This window comes from Polaromonas hydrogenivorans (assembly GCF_040105105.1).
Taxonomy (GTDB): Bacteria; Pseudomonadota; Gammaproteobacteria; order Burkholderiales; family Burkholderiaceae_C; genus Polaromonas; species Polaromonas hydrogenivorans.
Window position 1 is genome coordinate 4078410 of sequence record NZ_CP157675.1, and the last position, 19362, is coordinate 4097771.

Sequence of the window (19362 nt, forward strand, 5' to 3'; positions counted from 1 at the left end):
AAGCGCCAGCCCGCAAGCCATGAGCCCATCCCTCCAGGCTCAGGCGGCCTGTTTCTTCTGGAGGGCGACGGGCTGGCGGAAGGCCTGCATCAGTGCCGCCCATTGCGGCCGGGCAGTGGCCAGATGGCGCGCCTTGACGTGGCCATAGCCTTTGATCAACTCGGGAATCCGGGCAATTTCCACGGCTGCGGCATGATTTTCAAGCGTGAGGCCAGCCAGCACTTCTTCGACGCTCGCCCGGTACTCGGCAATCAGCGCACGCTCTTCCCGGCGCTCGTCGGTGCGGCCAAACACATCGAAGGGCGTGCCGCGCAAGCCCTTGAGCTTGGCCAGCAGCCTGAAGCCGGTCAGCATCCAGGGACCGAACTGCTGCTTTTGCAACTCTCCCTTGTCGTTTTTGGTCGCGATCAGCGGCGGCGCCAGGTGGTAGTTGAGCTTGAAGTCGCCCTCGAACATGGCGTTGACCTTGTTCAGGAAACCGGTGTCGGTATGCAGCCTGGCCACTTCGTACTCGTCCTTGTAGGCCATCAGTTTGAAGAGGTAGCGGGCGACCGCCTCGGTCAGCGTGGTTTTGCCCAGCGGCGCTTCCGCAACGCGAACCCTTTCCACGAAAGCCTGGTAAGTCTGCGCATAGGCCGCATTCTGGTAGGCCGTCAGGAAGGCCACGCGCTTGTTCAGCATCTCGGTCAGCGACGGCTTCTTGACAAACTGGATCACCTGCGCGGCCTTGAACAGCGACTGAACCGCCAGCAGGTCATGCGCGCAGCGACGGCCCCATTCAAACGCCGCCTTGTTGTTGTCAACCTGCACGGCGTTGAGTTCAATCGCCCGCATCAGCGCGGCATGTGACAGCGGCACCCGGCCTTTTTGCCAGGCAAAGCCCAGCATCAGCGGGTTGGTGTAGATCGAGTCGCCAATCAGCTGCACCGCGACCTGCTCGGCATCGAAGCTGGCCATGCCCTCCGCGCCGACAGCCGAACGCACCGCGCTTTCGCAGTTGCCGCCCGGAAACTGCCAGTCGGGATTGGTCACGAAGGCCGCCGTCGGCGCGCCGTGCGAGTTCATCGCCACGAAGGTGCGGCCCGGCTGCATGGTTGCCAGCGTGTACGCATTGGCGGTCACGATGGGGTCGCAGCCGATCACCAGGTCGGCTTTCGCGGTATCGACCTTGGTGGTGTAGATGGCTTCCGGCCGGTTGGCAATCTGGATATGGCTCCAGGTCGCGCCGCCCTTTTGCGCCAGCCCGCCCGCGTCCTGCGTGACCACGCCCTTGCCTTCAAGGTGGGCGGCCATTCCCAGCAGCTGGCCGATGGTGATGACGCCGGTGCCGCCGACGCCGCCGACGACGATGCCCCAGGCGCTTTCGGCCACCGGCAGCCTAGGTTCGGGAATCGCCGGCAGGCTGGCCAGGTCGCCTTTTTTCTCTTTCTTCGGCTTCTTGAGCTGGCCGCCTTCGACCGTCACGAAGCTCGGGCAAAAGCCCTTGAGGCAGGAGTAATCCTTGTTGCAGGTGTTCTGGTTGATCTGGCGCTTGCGGCCGAACTCGGTTTCCAGCGGCTCGACCGACAGGCAGTTGGACTGCACCGAGCAGTCGCCGCAGCCTTCGCAGACCAGCTCGTTGATGACCACGCGCTTGGCCGGGTCCGCCAAGGTGCCGCGCTTGCGGCGGCGGCGCTTTTCAGTCGCGCAGGTCTGGTCGTAGATGATGATCGTCGTTCCCTTGAGTTCACGGAATTCGCGCTGGATGCGGTCCAGTTCATCGCGGTGGAAGACCTCAATGCCCGGCGGTAGGTCGTTGATCAACTCGGCGTGGCCGGCGCGCGCAGCGCTGCTGTCCAGCGTATGCGTGCGGCCATGGTATTTTTCGGGCTCGTCGGTGACCACGACCAGCCGGGCCACGCCCTCGGCGCGCAGGCTATGGGCAATCTGCGCGACCGAATGGCCCTCGGGCCGCTCGCCGACCTGCTGGCCGCCGGTCATCGCGACCGCGTCGTTGTAGAGAATCTTGTAGGTGATGTTGACGCCGCTGGCAATGCTCTGGCGGATCGCCAGCAGGCCGCTGTGAAAGTAAGTGCCGTCGCCCAGGTTGGCGAAGATGTGCGGCTCGGTGGTGAACGCCGACTGCCCGACCCACGGCACGCCCTCGCCGCCCATCTGGGTGAAGGTCGAGGTCGAGCGGTCCATCCAGGTCGCCATGTAATGGCAGCCGATGCCGGCCACCGCGCGCGAACCCTCGGGCACGCGGGTGCTGGTGTTGTGCGGGCAGCCGCTGCAAAACCACGGCGCGCGCTCGCCGGTCTCTAGCTTGGTTTCGACCAGCGCGCGTTCTCTAGCGTCGATCACCGCCAACCGGGCCTGCATGCGCGCCACGATGTCGGACGGCACGCCCAGCTTGGTCAGGCGCTTGGCAATCGCCTTGGCGATGATGGCCGGCGTCAGGTCGGCTTTCGCCCGCAACAGCCAGTTCTCGCTCGGGTTGGGACGGCTCCATTCCCCGCCCGACTGGTCGCCCTCGGGCTCGTCGAACTTGCCGAGCACATTGGGCCGCACGTCGGCGCGCCAGTTGTAGAGTTCTTCCTTGATCTGGTATTCGATGACCTGGCGCTTTTCCTCGACCACCAGGATTTCCTGCAGGCCCTGCGCGAAATCGCGGGTGATGGTGGCTTCGAGCGGCCAGACCACATTGACCTTGTGCAGCCGGATGCCGAGTTGGTGGCAGGTGTCCTCGTCCAGGCCCAGGTCATTCAAGGCCTGGCGCGTGTCGTTGAAGGCCTTGCCGCTGGCGATGATGCCGAAGCGGTCGTTCGCCGAAGCAATCACGTTGTAGTTGAGCTTGTTGGCGCGCACGTAAGCCAGCGCGGCATACCACTTGTAGTCCATCAGCCGCGCTTCCTGCTCCAGCGGCGCATCGGGCCAGCGGATGTGCAGGCCGCCCGGCGGCATCTGGAAATCCTCCGGCATGATGATTTTCACCCGGTCCGGATCGACCGACACCGAACTCGACGACTCGACCACTTCCTGGATCGTCTTCATGCCCGACCAGACACCCGAAAAGCGGCTCATCGCAAAAGCATGCAGCCCCATGTCGAGGATTTCCTGCACGCTCGACGGAAAGAACACCGGCAAGCCGCAGGCCTTGAAGATGTGGTCGCTCTGGTGCGGCGCGGTCGAGCTTTTGCTCACATGGTCGTCGCCGGCGATGGCGATCACGCCGCCGTGTTTGGCCGTGCCCGCCATGTTGGCATGCTTGAACACGTCCGAGCAGCGGTCCACGCCCGGACCCTTGCCGTACCAGATGCCGAACACGCCGTCGAACTTGTTGGTCTGCGGGTACAGGTCGAGCTGCTGCGTTCCCCAGACGGCGGTGGCGCCGAGTTCCTCGTTCACGCCGGGCTTGAAGACGATGTTTTGCGCCTCCAGGTGCTTCCTGGCCGCCCACAGCGCCTGGTCGTAGCCGCCCAGCGGCGAGCCCCGGTAGCCGCTGATGAAGCCGGCGGTGTTCAGGCCGGCGATGGCGTCGCGCGTGCGCTGGAGCATCGGCAGCCGGACCAGCGCCTGCACGCCGCTCATGAAGGCGCGGCCATGGTCGATGGAGTATTTGTCGTCCAGCGTGACGGTTTCCAGCGCTTTGCGGATGTGCTCGGGCAAGGGGGCGTTCATGGGGTTGTCTCCAGAATTGTCGTCATTCCCGCCTTGTGGGCAGGGGTTTCACAAGCGTCAGGCCCGGTCGGGGCCAACGCCTTCACTTTAGGCAAAAGTGTATGTCCCGCGTGCGGATATGTCTTTGCTTTTTTTGCCCGATTTAGGCTGCCTGGCGAAAGATTGTTGCTGCAAAATACGAAAAATGGAAACATTGGACAAGTTTGACATCGCCATCCTGAACGAGTTGCAACGCGAGGCGCGGCTCACCAACACCGAACTGGCGTCGCGCGTGGGTTTGTCGGCCGCGCCGTGCTGGCGGCGCGTGCGGGCGCTGGAGGAAGCCGGCTTCATCACCGGCTACCGGGCCGAGATCAACCGGCACAAGATCGGCCTGGGCGTGCTGGCCTTCGTGCGGCTTGACGCAGCCCGCAACACCGGCGACGTGCTGCAAACGCTGGAGGAAGCCATCCGCAAGATTCCCGAGGTCGTCAGCTGCCACTACATCAGCGGCACCGGAACCTTCGAGCTGCAGGTGGTCAGCCGCGACCTAAACACCTTCAGCCAGTTCGCCCGCGACGTGCTGATCAACCTGCCCAACGTCAAGGACTTGCACACCAGCTTTTCGCTCGGCGAGGTCAAGGCAGGCGGCGCGCTGCCGCTCGGGCACTTGCTGCCGTCTTTAGCCGGAAATTTAAGCAAATAATGGCGTTTTCGCATGCTGGACGTGCGCAAGCAGCTATTAATTAGATAGCATATAAAAACAAAAAACCCGGCCTCCGCAGAAGGCCGGGCAACCGGCTGGGCCGGGATTGATTTTCTTGTTCTTCAGCGCCCGTCAAGCGCCTGGCATCAGGCCTTCGCCAGCTTCATCTGCGTCGGCTCGCCGGTCAGGTAGCCCACGGCGGCGCCGAACTTGTCCTTGTAGTTGGCCTTGATCAGCGGGTCGAGCGTGGCCTTGACGTTGCCATGGATGCCGCCCCAGTCGCCGGCGTGCTGGAAGTTGCTCATGATGTAGGTCCAGCCGTTCAGCTCGTCCACGGCGTGCAGGCCGGTCGATTCGCCGCCGGACGGAATCGACATGATGCGCGACAGCACCTTGGTGTCGATGTTGTAGGCCCACAGGAAGTTGTTGACGTGCTGGCCGCTGTCTTCGCCGATGAACAGCGTGCGCATTTTTTCCGAGAACTTCAGGTTGTCGGGGTTGGCGATCTTGTCGGGGTTGGCGGTGTTGCCCAGCGCGTCGGCGGCGATGTCTTCGCCGGCCAGCAGGGCCCTGGTGTCCACCGGCATCCATTCGCTGTTGATGGCCGCGCCCTTGTCGTCCTTCTGGCCGCCCTTGAGGTTGAGCGCCATGACGGCGCCGGCCTTCAGAGGAGCTGCCAGTGAAATGCCGTTGCCTGCGGTGTAGCCTTTGCCGCCAACAATCATGGAGTCCTGGATATTTTGCAGCGCGGAGTAGGCGATCTTGTCCTTGATGTTGACCGTCGTGCCTTCCATTTTGGTGAAACCCATGCTGGCGCCCTTGTAGGCGGCATAGCGGTGGGTTTCAAGGAAGGCGGCGGCTTTTTCCATGCCGGAATTGAGCTTGATCCACTCGGTCTTGCCGTTGGCAACCGTCTTGGTGAACGTGGCATCGCCCGGATCCTTGCTGACCACGGTCATGATGTCGGACGGCTTGAGCGTGTTGGCCAGCGCTTCGATTTCGGCGCTGCTGGCCGAGCCGAGCTTGATCCAGCTCAGCGCGGCAGCCGCCGTGGCTTGCGGGTCGATGGAAAAGCCCGTACCGACCTTGGCGACGTACAGCGAACCGGCCGACAGGTCTTTTTCCTTGTCGGCCACGAACACGAAGTAGCCGCTGTTGGTGGCGTCGTCGCCCATGAGCACGGTGCGGTTGTCCGGCATGACTTGCACCAGTTCGTGCGAGATGCGGCCCATGCAGAAATGCTTCTTGATGGAAGCGGTGCCGTCGGCATTCACCGTGACTTCGGGCATGTGGCCGTAGTGGTACGGGTTGGCCTTGGTTTCATCGCCATAGAGGTTCTGGCTGTAGGCCTTGAACTGGGCACTGCTGGCAATGGCAAAGGCGTCGGGCTCGTACTCTTCGCTGGACAGGTGCGTGCCCCATGGCGACAGGCTGGCGCCGCAGGTGATCCACAGGCCATGCACCTTCGAGGTGTCCACGTTGTGGTATTTCACCAGCGTCAGCTTGCCGGTCTTGGGATCCTGGTCGAGCGTGAGCACGGCGATGGGCGATGGCAGCTTGCCGTACATATCGGTCTTGGTGTCTTGCGCCCAGCTGGTGTATTCAAACTGCACCACGGCAAACACCGTGTTGCCCTTGACGCCATCGACCTTGGCGCCGGGCACGCTCAGCAGCGACGTGCCGTCCGGCGCATCCGAGAAATACTGGCGTTCCTTGCCGGCCACGGTCTTGTCGATGATCTTGTTGTTGTAGATGTCGAAATAGCCGCCGGCCAGCACCTGGCCGCCCTTGCCATCGGAAACCATGTCGCCGGTGACGAAGAAGGGCTGGTAGGCCAGCTTGAAATCGGCCTTGCTGCTGTCGCTGAAGCTGACGCTCATGACCGAGCCGACCGTGGTCGTGGCCATGGCGGCGGCATTGGCCAGCGTGGGCGCGGGCATGGAAGAAAAGCTGACGCCGCTCAGGGTCGCCGACGGTACAACGGGCGCGGCCACCGCATCATCGCCACCGCCGCAACCGGCAAGAAGAAAACTTCCGGCAAAAGTTGACGACAGCGGCAGCATGGGCGCGCCCGCGAAAAATTGCAGGGCGCGGCGGCGGGACAAGGTGGCAACAGGCTTCATGGGATTTCGCTCCGGGCAAATAAACTGCGCACGGCGAAAAAGGCCGGCGTCAGCGGGTTACATGACCCGCGTACTGTCGCCTGCCCATGTTGCAGCCTGATGACAGCCCGTGCCGCCCAGAGCCCCGCTTCAGTCGCGCAGGCAGCGCGCCATCAAGGGCTGCTGCAGATACTGCAGCACCGCCTCGCGTCCGCCGGCGCCCAGGCCAAACTCGGCGCGCAGTCGCTGATTGCTGTAAACCGTCTGCGCGCCCTGGCCGCCGGCATCGCGCAGCAGCACATCGTCGCCGCGCGCGCCTTTGAGCACCGCCGTGTCATTGGCAAAGCTGACGCTGAATTTCAGGTTCTGCTCGCATGCATAAACCGGCGGCCCCGAGGAAGCGCTGACCGGCGACTCCGAGGGCACATTGCGATTCATCCCCGCGCAGCCGGCCAGCGCCGCCAGGCCCGCCAGCGTCATCGCGCAGGCCATTCGTTTGCTGGAGTGTGGGTTCATGGTTCTGTTCCTTTCATGTTTATTTGGGCCACAGCGCCCACAGCCGCAGCGGCTGGTTGACGCGCGAGGCCAGCAGGCCGGCGTCAACGCCCGTGCCGGCAAAATAGTCGGCCCGGACGGCACCCACGATGGCGCTGCCCGTGTCCTGCGCCAGCACCAGCTTTTGCAGGCTGGCCGCATTGCCGCTCGATGCCAGCCAGACCGGCGTGCCGTAGGGAATGCTGCCCGGATCGACGGCGATGGAGCGGCCGGGCGTCAGGGCCACGCCCTGCGCGCCCTTGGGGCCGAACGCCGCGTCAAAGTCGCTCAAGGGCTGCTCCTGAAAAAAGGTGTAGCGCGGGTTGCTCCAGAGCATTTGCTGCACGCGCTGCGGCTTTTTCGCGGCCCATGCCTTGGTCGACTCGACCCAGGGCGCGACCATGCGGCCTTCGCCCTGGTCCAGCAGCCACTGGGTGACGCTGCGAAAAGGCTGCTCGTTGGAGCCGGCATAGGCCACGCGGACCACGCGCCGGGAGCCGTCGGGCTCGGTGATGTTCAGCCGGCCCGATCCCTGGATATGCAGCGACATCACTTCGACCGGGTCGTCCACCCAGGCAATTTCGCGGCCGCGCAATGCGGCGCGCGCCTCGGGCAGGGTGTCTATTTCCTGGCGGGAAAACCACGGCCGGCGGTTGCCCAGGCCCGTGGGCGGCCGGTACAGGGGCACGTCATAGCCGGCGCCCGGCTGGCGGCTGGCCTTGAGCACCGGCTCGTAATAGCTGGTGAGCAGGCCTTCGGACACCCCTTGCAGGGACTCGACGCGGTAGGGCTGCAACCGGGCGACCATCCAGTCGCGCTGCTCCCTGGGCGAGGCAATGCTCAGTCGCCGCACCTCGCTGCACAGCGGGGCAAACACCGGGCCGGGCCGCTCGCAGCTCTTGATCCAGGCGTTCCAGGCTTCAAACAGCGAGTCTTCCTCGAACCCCGGCAATTCGGCCCAGTGCACCGCGACCCAGCGGCTTTTCCCCTGCAGCCGGGGCGGCGGCAGCGGACCCGCCTCGCCAGGGCGCAGCACCACGGCCGGGGCTTGCACGCCGTCCGGATAAGAAGACGCAGGCGGCAGGGGCACGCTGGTGCAGGCCGCCAGCCCTGCGGCGATGGCGATAATTGACGCCTTGCGCAACGACGGCAGCCAGCGCGTCAAGCCTTCAACCGCTTTCCAGGAACAGATCATGGCCTTACTTTTACTCGAAGCGCTGGGTGCGCTGCTGTTGCTGGTGTTCATTGTGTGGTGGACGATGTTTTCTGGCCGTCAAAAAGGCGAACTGAAGGACGGATCGGCGCGCGCTGCGTCCGATACGAAGAAGGATGGGAAATAAGCGCCATCCGCTACAGATTGCGCAGCAGATTGGCCAGCTCGACGGCCGACTTGACGCCCATTTTCTCAAAAACCCGGGCCCGGTGGACTTCGACGGTCCGCACGCTGATGTCGAGCTGGTCGGCGACCAGCTTGTTGGGCAGTCCTTCGACCACCAGCAGCATCACCGCGCGCTCGCGCTCGGTCAGGCTGTCGAGCTGCGCGCGCAGGCCGGTGGCCTGGCTGCGCTGGACCAGCGCGGCGGCCGACTGGACCAGCGCCTGCTCGATCCGGTCCACCAGGGCGTTGTCCGAAAAAGGTTTTTCAAAAAAATCAAAGGCGCCGCGCTTGACCGAATCGACGGCGGTCGGCACATCGGCATGGCCGGTCAGGAAAATCACCGGCAGGGTGGGCAGCAGGCCGTAGGTAATCAGTTTTTCAAACATGGCCAGCCCGCTCAGGGCGCCCATGCGCACGTCGAGCAGCACGCACGAAGGCGAGCGGACCTCAAAGCCATGGGCCACCCGCGCATCGAAGGCCTCGGCACTGGCGAACGCTTCGCTGGGCAGGCGCCGGGAGCGCAGCAGCCAGGCCAGCGCGTCACGCACGCCCTTGTCGTCATCGACGATATAAACGGTGGCATTGTGGATTGGCTCCATTTCAACTTTCTTCAAGCGGGTGATGCGCGTCTTCCCCGGCCCCGGGCATGACGGCCACCGGCAGGGTAAAACTGAAAATGGTACCTTGCGGCCGGACGCTTTCATAGCCGAGGAAACCGCCGTGCTGCTCGATCACGGTGCGGCACAGGCTCAGGCCCAGTCCCATGCCCTCTTTGCGGGTGGTGAAGAAGGGGGTGAACAGCTGCCTGGCCACTTCGCCGGAAATGCCTTCGCCCTGGTCGATCACCGCAAATTCAACCCACTGGCTTTGCGCATTGGAGGCGGCCGGGCGAATGCGCAATGTCAGCACCTTGTCGGGCTGCAACGAGGCTGGCGCTGCGGTTTGCGCATCGTTGCAGCCCCGCATGGCCTGCATGCCGTTGCGCGCCAGGTTGAGCAGTACCTGCTCGACCATGGTGCGGTCGCACAGCACGGGCGGGCAGGTGTCATCGACCACGGTAGCCACCTGCACGCCGAGTTTGCGCGCCTGCAGGCTCACCAGCGGCATGATGGCGTCGAGCAGCGCGCGCGGCGGGACCGCTTCGCGCACCCTTTCGCTCCTGCGCACGAAGTCATGCACGCTCTTGATGACCCTGCCGGCCCGCTCGGCCTGCTCTGCAATGCGGCTCATGGCCAGCTGCAGGTCATCGAACAGCGCAACCGCATCCGGCGCGCGATCCCCCTTGGCTTCGTCCTGCAACAGATTGAGCGAGCCGGTGGCGTAGCTTGAAATCGCCGCCAGCGGCTGGTTCAGCTCGTGGCTGAGCAGCGAAGCCATCTCGCCGACCATGGCCAGCCGGGCGCTGGCCTGCAGGCGGTCCTGGCTGGCGCGCGAGAGTTCTTCGGTGCGGCGCTGCTCGCTGACGTCCAGGATGGTGCTCATCCAGCCGGTGTGCTTGCCCACGGCGTTGATCAGCGGCGCCTCCATGATGAGCACCGGAAAGCGCGTGCCGTCCTTGCGCATGAAGACCGATTCATGGCCCTCCCGGGGCAGCTGATTGCCGGCCAGGCGCATTTCCTGGCGCCGCTGGTAGGCGTTCGCCAGTTCCGGCGGCCAGTACGGCGAAGGCATGCTCTGGTTGAGCAGTTCCTGGGCATCGACCCCCACCATCTTGCAAAAAGCCGGGTTGACGTAGGTGATGCGGCCCTGCAGGTCGCGAGCGCGCAGGCCGGTCAGCAGCGAGTTTTCCATCGCCTTGCGAAAGGCCAGCGCCTCGCCCAGGTCGTGCTCGACCTGCAGGCGCCGCCGCATGTCGCGGCCCAGCAGGAACAGCACGACCAGCAGCACCAGCGACATCGCGGTCACCAGCGCCGTCAGGACGTTGGGAAACAGGGCCGGGGTGCCGCGCCGGCTTTCCATCCTGACCACCATCGTGCTGCCCGGCAAGTCGAGCAGTTGCCGGGCCACGAACGCCCGGCTTCCGCGTGCCGACACCCCGTACATCGCCAGGCGCGTGCCGTCGGCCTCGGTCAGGGACAGCCCGACGCCTTGCGACAAAGGCTTGCTGACCAGTTCGGCCAGCAGGTTTTGCAGCGAATAGGTGGCCACGATATAGCCCGTCAGGCGGCCCGACTCCATGAGGGGCTGGCACATGTCGATCACTTCCATGCCCAGCCCGTCGGATTGCGGCAGAAAATAGCTGAGCGAATAAGCCGGGCCGCTCAGGCGGCGCGCAGAGGTGCAGGTCAGGCTCACATCGGCCTGCAGGCTGGGGCGGTCCAGCTTTTCGAACACCGGCTTGCGAAACGGTGTCTCGACAAAGCCAAGCATGCCGAGCGTTTCGTTGCGCCACTCAAGCCGCAGGATTTCGCGGTGCTCATGCAGCAGCTGGCCTGCCGGCGCCTGCCAGGCGTCAAGGCCGCGCTCGCGGACATGCAGCGCCTGAAAAGCCTGAAGGTTGCGGTTCAGGCCGGAGCGGATATCGGTCACGGCTTGCGCCGCATTGTCTTCAAGCCGGCTTTGCAGCACGCTCGCTTCGTAGCGCCCGGCCAGCCAGATCAGCAGCCCCAGCAGGGCCACCAGCAACGCCAGCAGCACAAGCCACAGGGAAATGCGCTGGCTGGCCCAACGGGCCAGCCGGGGAAACTTCAGGCTCATCAACTCATAGCACCCGGTGGCTCAAGGCGGGCAGGCGCTGGCGAACTTCCTGCAGCCGGGCATGCAGCACCTCACCCATGACGACGCCTGGCCCTTCGGCCTGCTCCGCCAGAATTTCGCCCCATGGCCCGACCACCATGCTGTGGCCCCAGGTGCGGCGGCCGTTCTCGTGCAGTCCGCCCTGCGCGGCGGCGGCCACATAGGCCAGGTTTTCAATCGCCCGGGCGCGCAGCAGCAACTCCCAGTGCGCCTGGCCGGTGATGTAGGTGAAGGCGCTGGGAACCAGCAGCAGGTCGGCCTTCAGGGCGCGGTACAGCTCCGGAAAGCGCAGGTCGTAACAGACGCTCAGGCCGACCGTGTAGATGTGGCCGTCACGCGACGCCAGCTCGAAGCGCACCGGCTGCGTCCCGGCGTCGAGCACACGGGTTTCGTCGTGGTCTTCACCGCCCTGCGTGAATCGGAACAGGTGCATCTTGTCGTAGCGGGCCACGCAGACCCCCGAGGGCGCATAGGCCAGGGAACTGTTGCGCGCCCGGCCCGCATCGCCGGTCGCGGTGGGCAATGTGCCGCCGACGATCCACAGCCGCAACTCGCGCGCCGAGCGGCTCAGGAAGTCCTGGATCAGGCCGCTGCCGGATTTTTCCTGGACCTTGAGCTTGTCGGTGTCCTTCATGCCCATGACGCAAAAATACTCGGGCAGCACGGCCAGCTCGGCGCCCTGCGCCGCGGCCTGCGCCAGCAGCGCCCGCGCAGCGTCCAGGTTGCCCTGAACGCCAGTACCTGAAACCATCTGGATGGCGGCTATTTTCATCAGCGTTTCTCCACAGTCAGTTCGCCAGACGGGGACTTGGCCCGGGCCTTGCGATCAATTTTCGTGATTTTGGGGTCGTACCAGCTTCCGTCAATCTGGAATTCCTGGGTGGCCGCCTCCATCAGCGGGCGGCGCAGGAACATCTGCGCCAGAAAACTGCCCAGGCCGACCACCGGGTTGATGGCCGTGGCAATCAGCGAGGCCGTGCCGGCATTGATTTCAGGCACCACGACCACCTTGAGGTTTTGCGTTTCATCGGCAATGCTGGCGCGGCCTTCCATCAGCACGGCGGCATTGACGCCGCTCATCTGCAGGTTGTTGGTGTGCGCCACGCCCTGACGAATCGTGACATCGCCGCGAACAAAGTCAAACGCAAACCCTTCTGAAAAAACATCGCGGAAATCCAGCGTCAGCCGCCGGGGCAAGGACTGCAGGCTGAGCACGCCCAGCAGCTTGGCAATGCCCGGGTCGGCCTTCATGAACTGGCCGGACGCGACGTTCACATGGAACTCCCCGCCCAGGCTCGGATAGTCCAGGCTCAGCGGCGAACCCATCCAGTCGATCTGGCCTTCGAGCGTGCCCTTGCCGCGCCGGATCACACCGTTCATGCCCAGGCGCTTGAGCAACTCGCCAGAATCGGCAATGTCGAGCCTGAAATTCATCGCCGACCGGCGGCGCCCGGCGGGCAGGGCCGCAGCCCAGTTGCCGGTGGCGGTCAGCATGGCTTCGGGTAGGATGACATTGAACTTGTTCAGCCGCCACTCGCGAACGCCGCTTTCGGCCGCCGTGGCGCCCCGGTTGACCGCGTCGATTTCAACCCGCCCCAGCTTCTTGCCGCGCAGCTCCAGGTCTTCGACCACGATATCGAGCGCCGGAATGCTGGCCGGCTGCTCGTCCAGGATGGCCTCGACTTCACTCGCCTCGCTGGCGGCCAGGCTCAGGCGCGACAGCCGCGCATAGACGCGGCCGGCGCCCTGCGCGCCGGGCTGGCGAAACTCCATGTAGCCGTCCAGCTCGGCGGCATTGAGGTTGGCGCGCCAGTTCAGGCCCTCGCGGCTGGCACCCACCACCACATGGTTCAGGCTGCGCCCCTGCACCTTCAATTCCCTGGCGCGTATGGCCATCACGTTGGGCAGATAGCTCATGGCGGCCGCCGGCCCGGTAGAAGGGCTGGCGGCGGCCTGCGCCATGACGCCGCCGGACGCATCGTTCAGGACTTTTTCCCAGGCATCCAGGTCCACCCGCGCCAGGTTGATGTTCGCCCCCACGCCGGACTCTGGCGCGGGAGTCGCTTCACCCGCGTCCAGCCCCACGCCGATGCTGCCCCGGATCACGCGGGCCTCCTGCCCGCTGAGGTCGCGCAGGTAGCTGATGGCCGCCACGCGCCCGATGCTGACCAACAGCTGGTCCTGCAGCGCCTGACCAGCCTCCATCGAGCCGGTCAGCAGCACGTTCTCAAAGCGGATCGGCAACGCGGCTTCGGCCGTCTTGGCCAGCGGCGGCGGCAGGCTCAGCGCCATGCCCTGCAGGCTGCTGGACACCATCACCTCCGGCACGCCGCGCCGGAACAAAATCGAGGCGGTGTAGGCCGTGCTGCCACTGGCATGCTCGGCCACGCGCGACGCCAGCCCCAGCTCCTTGGCCTGGCGCAGCCCTTCTGCCGTGACCGCGCCTTGCGCCCTGAAGGCCACGCTGGTCTTGGGGCCGGTTGCAGACGCCAGGGGCCGGGTTCCGCCGTCGATGCGAACGTCGCCCCCGAGCAGCCGCGCCTGGGCACCGGCCACGGTAAAGCCCTGGTCGGTCACGTTCACCACGCCTTTGAGCTGGGCCAGAAGCGGCGCCTCGGGCACGAACTTCACGTCATTGCCCGGCAGGGTCACGCTGCCCTCGACGGTCGATTTGTCAATCTCATTGATGGGCAGGCGCAGGCGAAAGCGGTAGTCGGCCGCGCCGCCGGCCGTGGCGCTGGCCAGGGCGCGCTCGGTCATCTCGCCGACCGGGGAAGTGTTGACAAAACCCAGCGCGTCCGAGAGCGCGCCCTTGATGTCCAGCGCCACCTCCACCGTCGCCTGGTGTTCGAGGTCGGCGATGCGGGCCTCGCCCTTGACCAGCTGCAGTCCCGGCAGGCCGGCGACCTTGCCGCTGGCGCCCTTCACGTCCAGCGACGCCCGGCTGAACAGCAGTTCACCATTGAGTTCGGTCAGCGCCGGCCAGGGCGCCGCGCCCGGCGGCTGCAGCGCTTTGGGAACATAGACGAAATGCCCGTTTTTCACCTTGGCCGACACCTGGAAATCCCCCTGGGCCGGATCGGCGAAAGGCAGGTATTCGACCGGACCGCTGACCTTGAACTTCACGTCGCTGACCTGCCCCTTCAGCACCGCGTCGCGCACATAGTGGCGCACATCGTCTCCGAGCACCAGCGGCAGGTAGCGATGCACGCGGCTGCCGTCGCCCCGGCTCAGGCTGCCCTGCAGGTCGAGGATGCCGGGGAAGCGGCGATCCGGCGAGCCCCCGGCTTCGGGCGGGCCGGCGGCGCGGTCATCGGTGCGCCAGCGCACCTGCGCCTGGCCCTGGGCGTCGGCATTAGCAAACTGCACATCGCGCAATTGCAGATCGATTTTTTCGCCCGAGAGCTTCCATTGCGCCTCAGTGGACAAGCGGTCGAGCGCCAGCTTCGAGTCTTCAAAAATTCCGGGCACCTCCAGAGCGCCTTTTGCAATCTTCACGCTGGCCTGGCCGCCGTCCTGCGTCAGGTTGAAATCCACCGTCGCGCCGCTGACGCCGGGCCGGCCAGGGGTGTCCGGCAGGGCGCTTGCGGCCGGCAGCGCGGCCACGCTCAACCCCGCCACACGGCCCTTGACCGCAAAGGTCGAGGGTGAATCAAGCGGCCCCTGCCAGCGGGCATCCAGCGTTTCCACCAGCCCCCGGGGCGCGAAAGAAGCCACCAGCGCCTGGGCTGCGTTGTCCAGCGGCAGGCGGCTGGCAATCCGGGCCAGGGCGGCCAGGTCCAGCCTGTCGGCCTTGAGGATGGTCTGCTCGGGTCCGCGCCGCGACGCGCGGGTGTGAGCCAGCGCCAGGTTGCCGCCTGGCCACTGCAGGCCGTCTTGCAGGCGGAACTGAAGGCCTTCGGTGCTGACATCAAATCCGCCGGCATGCTGGCTTGCGCCCATGCGCCCGGCCAGGGATTCAAAAGCCAGCGGCTCCAGCCGGCTGCCCAGCCGGGCGTCCACGTCCCGCAGCGCCACATCGACCAGTGCGCCGGTGACTTTTCCCTTGCCGACCTCAAGCCAGGCGCGCAAGGCGCCCTGCCCCCGGTTCAGCGCCAGCCCCAGCGACTCCAGGCTGGCATGGCGCTGGATGCGCGACACATCGACATGCGAAAAGTCCCCGTACACCTGCCCCGTCCAGGCCGCGAAATCGCCGGTTCGCCTAGAGAGCAGCGGCTGCCTGAAGATGCCCCTGAGGCTGAAACGCTCGCCCCATTCGGGCGGCGGCGTCGCGTCCAGGCGCATCAGGTGGCGGCGGTGGCCATTCCTCATCACGCCATCGACCTGGCTCAGGGCCAGCGGCGGCGCCTGGCGCATCTCGTCGGTCCAGCGCACGGTGCCGCCGCGCACGATGAATTCGGTCTGCGAAAACAGCCAGTCCGCCATGGCACTGTGGCCGGTGTCGCTGTCCTTCGAGACATCCAGGCCACCGACAAAGATTTTTCCGTCAACCGCGCGCCGGATATCGACTTCGGGCCGCTCGATCACCAGTTGTTCAAAGCCAAGTCCCCACAGCGAGGAAGGTGAAAGCGCGCCCAGAATGTGCGGCAGCCGCACCGCTTCGCGCCCCTGCGCATCGAGCAGGCTGACGTCATGCAGCTCGAAGGAGGGAATGGCGCCCTCCGAGCGCCCGGTGATCTGGCCGATGCGGACCGGCACACCGAGCGCCCGGCTGGCCTGGGCTTCCAGGCGCGGACGAAACTCGGCGATTCGCGGCACAATCCAGCCGTGGAGCACCAGCCAGCTCAGGCCAAAGAGCAGCCAGGCCGAGGCGACCAGCCACAGCAGGCCGCGCAGGGCCACGGCAATCCACCGCAGGCGTCGGGACGGCAAGGCTGGCAAAACTGGCGGGCTGGTAAGGGTAGGCTCCATTGACCTGAGAATTATGACCGCCGACGGTAAAACCGGCCGGCGCAGAACCACGAAGTTTGTGAAGTAGTGTGGTCAACTACCCCGGCCTGAAGGCCGGAGCTTGGAGTCGAAAGACAAAGAGTTAGGTTGAAGCAGGGAAAGCGGTAACCAACCCGCTACGTTAGTAACAGGTCGTTCAGACGCACCAGCGAATGCTTCCTCAGTTTGCTGCTCTGCAAGGCTTTAATCATGCAGACCAAAGGTAAAGGGTCGAAGGTTTTAGTCGCTGCCCTCAAAAGCAGGAGCCGGTTGCTGACATTCCCGAGGGGACATACGCCGCAAGGCGTGGGTCACAAGGCCCTTACGGGCTAGCCGAAAGGCCGAGCAGGTGAAAAGCCTGCACCTTATTCACTGGTGGCAAAAACGGACGCGACAGGTACGTCACCAAAGCAGGGGGGATGCTTCGCATCCCGCGCTCTACCTCCCCGGCCTGAAGGCCGGGGTTTCACGCGCAAACTGATGACCGATTCCTCAACTGGCTGTCCAACAACCCCTGTTGCCGTGGGGTTGACCGCCCCGGCCACCTCGCCGGCTTCGTCGTACTCGCGTTACGTCCAGCGCATTCGCCGCCGCTATGCCGCACAGATGCCGCTGCTGCCGGCTGGCGAGCCGGTGCGCGCCATGATGCAGGCCACGCTCGATGCGCTGCTGGCCGGCGGCCTGGAAACCGGCGCCGCCCTGCGCGTGTTGCGCCAGCTGGTTCTGGAACGGCTGGTGGTGCTGGACTGCAGTCAAGAAGCCCCCACGCTCCACACTGCGTGTGGTTCGCTGCCCCCCGAGGGGGCTGGCGTTGCGCTGGGGGTCGTGACCCGCGCCATGACCGAGCTGGCCGAACTGGCGCTGGACGTGGCCATGCGCCACTCCCGGGAAGCGCTCGATGCGCAGCACGGCGCCCCCCAGGCCCCGGGCGGCGTGCCGGCGCAAATGTGGGTGGTCGGCATGGGCAAGCTCGGCGCGCGCGAACTCAATGTGTCCAGCGACATCGACCTGATCTACGTCTATGACCATGACGGCGACACGGCCGGCCGCCCCGACGGCCGGGGCCAGATTTCCAACCACGAGTATTTCGCGCGCCAGGTCAGGGCGGTGTTCAGCCTGATTGGCGACGCCACCGAGCACGGCTTTGTGTTTCGCGTTGACCTGGCGCTGCGGCCCAACGGCAATTCCGGCCCGGCGGCGGTGTCGCTGAGCGCGCTGGAAGAATATTTTCAGGCGCAGGGCCGTGAATGGGAGCGCTTTGCCTGGCTCAAGAGCCGCGTCGTGGCGCCGCTCGAATGCATCCAGAGTGGCTCGGCGCGGGCACTGCGCGGCCCGGTGCTGCCGTTTGTGTTCCGGCGCTACCTCGACTACAGCGTGTTCGATGCGCTGCGCGTGCTGCATCGGCAAATCCGCGAGCATGCGGCCAAGCGCTGCGCCGGCCATCCCGAGCGCGCCAACGACGTGAAGATGTCGCGCGGCGGCATCCGCGAGATCGAATTCACCGTGCAGCTGCTGCAGGTGGTGCGCGGCGGGCAGTTTCCCGAACTGCGCACCCGGCCCACGCTGGACGCCCTGCAGCGCGTCGCCCATGCCGGGCTGATGCCGCAGGACACCGCCGACGCCATGGCCCGCGCCTATGACTTCCTGCGCCGCGTCGAGCACCGCATCCAGTACCTGGACGACCAGCAGACGCATGTGCTGCCGACGCGCGACGACGACCTGGCCTGGATTGCGCAGACGCTGGGCTACGGCGACTGCTGCGCCTTCCTGTGCGACCTGGACAGCCACCGCGAACTGGTCGCCGGCGAGTTCGACCGGCTGCTCGGCGGCCAGCCCAAGTGCAATGGCAAGGGCTGCGGCAAAGCGGGCGACAGGCCGGCCCAGCAGCTCGATGACCTGCTCGACCAGCTGCCGCCCGAGTGGCCGGCGCACTTCAGGAGCCGCCTGGCGCTGTGGTGCCAGCATCCGCGCATCCTGGCCCTGCGCGAGGAATCGCGCGCGCGCCTGAGCCGGCTGGTGCAGCGCACCGCCCACTGGCTGCTCGAAGGCAGCGTGACCGAAGAGGCGGCGCTGCGGCTGATCGACTGGATCGAGCCGCTGCTGCGGCGCGAAAGCTACCTGGCGCTGCTGATGGAGCGCCCGTCGGTGCACGAGCGGCTGCTGCGGCTGCTGGGCGCGGCCAAGTGGCCGGCGCGCTACCTGATGCAGCACCCCGGCGTGATCGACGAGCTGGCCAGCGACGAGCTGATGCGCGAGCGCTTTGACGCGGCCACCTTTTCCAGCGACCTGCAGCAACGGCTCGCAGCGCTCAGGCGCACCGGCGAGGATGACGAGGAAACCTGCCTGAACCTGCTGCGGCGCGCCCACCATGTCGAGGTATTTCGCACCCTGGCGCGCGACGTGGAAGGCGTGCTCACGGTCGAGCAGGTGGCCGACGACCTGAGCGCGCTGGCCGAGGCGATTCTCGCCCTCACCACCGACTGGTGCTGGCGGCACCTGAAGATGCGCCACCGCGACAAGCCGCAGTTCGCCATCATTGCCTATGGCAAGCTGGGCGGCAAGGAACTGGGCTACGGCAGCGACCTGGACATCGTGTTCGTCTATGAAGACGAGGACGAGCGCGCCCCCGAGGTGTACGGCGCCTTCGTTCGCAAGCTGATCAACTGGCTGACCCTGAAGACCGGCGAAGGCGACCTGTACGAGATCGACACCGCGCTACGCCCCAACGGCAATTCGGGCCTGCTCAGCACGCCGTTCGAAGCCTATGCCAACTACCAGCAGCGGCGCGGCAGCAACACCGCCTGGACCTGGGAGCACCAGGCCATGACGCGCGCCCGCTTCGTGCTGGGCAGCGAGTCGCTGCGCCAGCGCTTCGACGAGGTGCGCCGGGCGGTCATCAGCGCGCCGCGCGACCCGCTGGCCCTGCGCCAGGAAATCGAGGACATGCGCCAGAAGGTACGCGGCGCGCACCCCATCCGGGGCGGCAAGTTCGATGTCAAGCACAGCGCCGGCGGCATGGTCGATGCCGAATTCGCGGTGCAGTTCCTGGTGCTGTCCGAATCGGCGCGGCACCCGGAGCTGGTCGATAACGTCGGCAACATCGCCCTCTTGCTACGCGCGGAAAGCGCCGGACTGCTGCCGGGCGGCGTGGGCCAGGATGCCGCCAGCGCCTACCGCGAACTGCGGCGCGTGCAGCATGTGGCGCGCCTGAACGAAGCGCCGACGCAGGTCATGCCGCCCGAATTGCAGGATGAGCGTGAAGCGATCCAGAAGCTGTGGAGCACGGTGTTCGACGCCTGAGCGCCTGAAAGCGGCCGTTCTTGAGAACATCCGTGCCC

At 65.8% G+C, this 19362-nt stretch carries 11 protein-coding genes; 3 read left to right on the plus strand and 8 right to left on the minus strand.

Going from position 1 to position 19362, the window contains the following annotated elements:
* Nucleotides 1–39: 39 nt before the first annotated feature.
* Nucleotides 40–3660, minus strand: coding sequence for an indolepyruvate ferredoxin oxidoreductase family protein (locus tag ABLV49_RS19570; RefSeq protein WP_349279093.1), 3621 nt, complete (start codon nucleotides 3658–3660; stop codon nucleotides 40–42).
* A gap of 184 nt (nucleotides 3661–3844) precedes the next feature.
* On the opposite strand from ABLV49_RS19570, the gene ABLV49_RS19575 reads away from it, so the two are divergent.
* Complete coding sequence (locus tag ABLV49_RS19575) at nucleotides 3845–4345, plus strand: Lrp/AsnC family transcriptional regulator (protein ID WP_349279095.1); 501 nt, start codon at nucleotides 3845–3847, stop codon at nucleotides 4343–4345.
* Nucleotides 4346–4491: 146 nt separating this feature from the next.
* Here the strand turns inward: ABLV49_RS19575 and ABLV49_RS19580 are convergent, their stop codons facing one another.
* From ABLV49_RS19580 to mltA, 3 genes are all read right to left on the minus strand, one after another.
* On the minus strand, nucleotides 4492–6468 hold the full coding sequence (locus tag ABLV49_RS19580; protein ID WP_349279097.1) for a PhoX family protein: 1977 nt from the start codon (nucleotides 6466–6468) through the stop codon (nucleotides 4492–4494).
* Between the two features lie 129 nt (nucleotides 6469–6597).
* The gene (locus ABLV49_RS19585) at nucleotides 6598–6963 is read right to left on the minus strand and encodes a hypothetical protein (RefSeq protein ID WP_349279099.1); all 366 of its coding nucleotides are present in this window, start codon (nucleotides 6961–6963) and stop codon (nucleotides 6598–6600) included.
* A gap of 19 nt (nucleotides 6964–6982) precedes the next feature.
* Complete coding sequence (gene mltA / locus ABLV49_RS19590) at nucleotides 6983–8227, minus strand: murein transglycosylase A (RefSeq protein WP_349279101.1); 1245 nt, start codon at nucleotides 8225–8227, stop codon at nucleotides 6983–6985.
* Here mltA and ABLV49_RS19595 point away from each other — a divergent pair.
* Nucleotides 8175–8321, plus strand: coding sequence for a hypothetical protein (locus ABLV49_RS19595; RefSeq protein WP_198140655.1), 147 nt, complete (start codon nucleotides 8175–8177; stop codon nucleotides 8319–8321). The genes mltA and ABLV49_RS19595 overlap by 53 nt on opposite strands.
* 10 nt (nucleotides 8322–8331) lie before the next feature.
* On the opposite strand, the gene ABLV49_RS19600 is transcribed toward ABLV49_RS19595, so the two are convergent.
* The 4 genes from ABLV49_RS19600 to ABLV49_RS19615 are packed head-to-tail and all read right to left on the minus strand — an operon-like array spanning nucleotide 8332 to nucleotide 16006.
* Nucleotides 8332–8958, minus strand: a complete 627-nt coding sequence (locus tag ABLV49_RS19600) for a response regulator transcription factor (RefSeq protein WP_349279104.1) — start codon at nucleotides 8956–8958, stop codon at nucleotides 8332–8334.
* A gap of 1 nt (nucleotide 8959) precedes the next feature.
* A complete protein-coding gene (locus ABLV49_RS19605; protein WP_349279106.1) occupies nucleotides 8960–11056 on the minus strand; it encodes a two-component system sensor histidine kinase NtrB in 2097 nt (698 codons plus the stop codon).
* Between the two features lie 4 nt (nucleotides 11057–11060).
* A complete protein-coding gene (locus tag ABLV49_RS19610; protein WP_349279108.1) occupies nucleotides 11061–11867 on the minus strand; it encodes a carbon-nitrogen hydrolase family protein in 807 nt (268 codons plus the stop codon).
* Nucleotides 11867–16006, minus strand: a complete 4140-nt coding sequence (locus ABLV49_RS19615) for a YhdP family protein (protein WP_349279110.1) — start codon at nucleotides 16004–16006, stop codon at nucleotides 11867–11869. The genes ABLV49_RS19610 and ABLV49_RS19615 overlap by 1 nt, the downstream gene beginning before the upstream one ends.
* Before the next feature lie 498 nt (nucleotides 16007–16504).
* Here ABLV49_RS19615 and glnE point away from each other — a divergent pair, with 498 nt between their 5' ends.
* On the plus strand, nucleotides 16505–19324 hold the full coding sequence (gene glnE / locus ABLV49_RS19620; protein ID WP_349279112.1) for a bifunctional [glutamate--ammonia ligase]-adenylyl-L-tyrosine phosphorylase/[glutamate--ammonia-ligase] adenylyltransferase: 2820 nt from the start codon (nucleotides 16505–16507) through the stop codon (nucleotides 19322–19324).
* Nucleotides 19325–19362 lie beyond the last annotated feature (38 nt).